Raw genomic sequence first — 2,895 nt, 5'->3', positions numbered from 1 at the left:
CGGAGGGTGAGGACTTCAGCGAGTCGCTGATCAAGCAGCACGCCGAGAACAAACAGGCGTGGCAGGACCCGACCAAGTCCGACCAGGGCACCGTCATCAGGACGCTTCACCCTCCGCGACAGCCCTAAAGCCGTCCGTTCGCCAGTCCTTTGCTGGGAGGCGGCCCAGGTAACCGTCTCCCACCACGTATGCCACAAAAGCACTTTCACGGGGGAGCTCCACCATGTCCATGATGCCGCCGAACTCTGTCGTCTGGGTTCTGGACATGCTCGGCTTCAACTGGCCGCACGCGGACGAGGACAAACTCGTCGAATGTGCCCAGGTGTGGCGCCAGTTCGCAGCCGAGGTCCAGGAACACCAGGCCAACGGCGCCACGTACGCGGCCAATGTGCTCGGTGAGAACGCGGGCGACGCCATCGAGGGTTTCAGCGAGACCTGGGACAAGTTCGCGGGTGGTTCCGGCTACTTCGATGATGCCGCTCAGGCCGCCGAGGTCATCGCCTTCACTTTTGAGGCCGCCGCGGCCCTGGTCATCGGCATGAAGATCGCTGTCATCACGCAGTTGATAATCCTCGCCGCGGAAATCATCGCGGCTCAGGCGGCGGCACCTTTCACCCTCGGCCTGTCCGAAATAGGCGCCGCGGCCGCCACGCTGGCCACCCGTGAGGTGGTCCGCCGCATCCTCAAGGAAGTTGCCAAGCAACTCCTCGACGCGATCATGGAGGCTGCTAAGGAGCCGGTGATATCCGCCTTGGAGGCGATGGTCTCCGACCTGATCGCGCAGACCGTCAACCAGAACTTCGGTGCCCAGAAGGGCTATGACCTCGGCCGGACGGCGAAGGAGGGCTACAAGGCGGGCGAGGACGCCTTGAAGAACACCGGCGAGGCCCTTGGTGAGGGTCTGCGTGACGGCGCCGGCGGCCGCGCGGGCCGACGCGCCCGCCACGGCTTGGACAGTGCCGCCGGACACGGTGACAGTGACGGGGGAGACGGCGGAGGCTCCGGGGATGGCGGAGGCTCGGGGGATGGCGGAGGCAGCGGCTCCGGAAGCGGCTCGGGAAGCGGCTCCGGCTCCGGCAGCGGAAGTGGCTCCGGCTCCGGCTCCGGCTCCGGCAGCGGCAGCGGAAGTGGCTCGGGCTCCGGCAGTGGGTCGGGCTCCGGCAGTGGGTCGGGCTCCGGTAGTGGGTCCGGTAGTGGGTCCGGTAGTGGAGACGGCGGCAGCTCCGGCAGTGGATCTGGTAGCAGCGACGGGGGCTCCGGGAGCGGCTCGTCCAGCGACGGGGGCTCGGGGAGCAGCTCGAACAGCGGCTCCGGCAGCACGTCCAACGACTCCGGCGGCAGCAGCGGCAATGACGCGGGCGGTGGCAGTCGCGGCGGCTCGGACAGCGGGGGCGGCGGCTCCACCAGCCACACTCCCCGTACTTCGGACAACGCAGGCGCAGGCGCAGGGTCGGACTCGGGCACGGGCGCAGGTGCGGGCTCGGGCTCCAACCCGTCCTCCCCTGACACCGCCACGCCGGGCCCTGACGGCAACCGCACTACCCCCGAGGCGCAACCTCTGCCGCCCCCGGAGCAGCGCTCCCCCTTCGACGAGGGCTACCGCGACGGCAACGACAGCCCGCACTCGGCCCCCAACACCCCCGACTCCGGCAATACCCCCGACTCCGGCAACACCCCTCACGCCGGAGGCACCCCCGACGCAGGCCCAACCCCGGACACCTCCCGCCCAGACCCCGACTCCATAAGCCCCCAGCCGGCACCGGACAACACGCCCGACGCCGCACGCCCGGACCCGGACGCGATACGCCCCCAACCGGCACCCGACAACACGCCCGACGCCACCCGCCCCGACCCAGACCAGGTCAGTCCCCAACCGGCACCGGACACCACCCCGGACTCCGCACGCCCGAACCCGGACCCCATCAGCACGCAACCCGCCCCGGACACCACCCCGGAGCCCATCAGCCCCCAGCCCGCGCCCGACAACACCCCGGACGCAGCCCGCCCCACCCCAGACCAAACCCCCCACCAAGCCGAACCATCACGCCCAGACACACCCCACCAGGCCGAACCTTCACGCCCGGAGACACCCCAGCCGGCCCCAGCCCCCTCCCCAACCCCCGACCCCGTCCCCGACGTCGCCGGCAACCCGCCCTCCTACAGCGACACCCCCAACTCCCACGACAGCACCGGCACCGGCAACAACCCCACCAACGGAGACAACTCCAACTCCAACACCGGCAGCGGTGGCCGCGCCTCCATGCCACACGCCAGCCCCCCACCCCAGGGCGCCCCGGTCCACCACACCCCCTCGACCAGCCAGCCCATCCAGCAACGCGACCCAGCCCCCGGCAACCCCATGCCCACCGTCCCGGACGACCACGACACCACCGTCACCACCCAATCCGCGGACACCACAACCGCACCCCCACCCACCCAACACACCACCAACCCCAACACCCCCACCACACCCCAACAACCCCCCAACACCCCCCAAAACCCCGGCCCGATGACGGGCACACCCCCCATGCCACCCCAGGCCGGCCCCACCACCACAAACACCACCCCACCCCGCAGCAACACCACCCCACCCCGCAGCGGCACACCCACCAACGGAAACGCTTCCCCACGCTCCAACAACCGCCGCCCCGACGGCACCCAACCCATCCACGACGCCACCCAACAACGCCGCCCCGAACCGCCCCCGCACAACCCCCGCCTCGACGGCCCCCGCCAGGACCAGAACCAACAGAACGGGCCAAACCAGCAGGCGCCGCAGAACCAGCCAAACCAGCAGACCCAACCGACACCACCGCGTCAGCAGCAACAGCCGCAGAACGACCGCCCGGACCCACGCCAACAGCCGTCCCAGCAGCACCCGACGAGCAACAACAC

The 2,895-nt window shown here is 70.3% G+C and carries 1 protein-coding gene; it reads left to right on the top strand.

The window, feature by feature from the left end; translation table 11 throughout:
• Nucleotides 1-223: 223 nt before the first annotated feature.
• On the top strand, nucleotides 224-2,895 hold a 2,672-nt coding region (locus AB0I10_RS40900; RefSeq protein WP_363157817.1), incomplete at its 3' end, for a hypothetical protein.

It is taken from the genome of Streptomyces sp. NPDC050636 (assembly GCF_040654775.1).
Classification (GTDB): domain Bacteria; phylum Actinomycetota; class Actinomycetes; order Streptomycetales; family Streptomycetaceae; genus Streptomyces.
The sequence above is the reverse complement of the archived record's forward strand: the minus strand, read 5'-3'. Positions and strand labels throughout refer to the sequence as shown.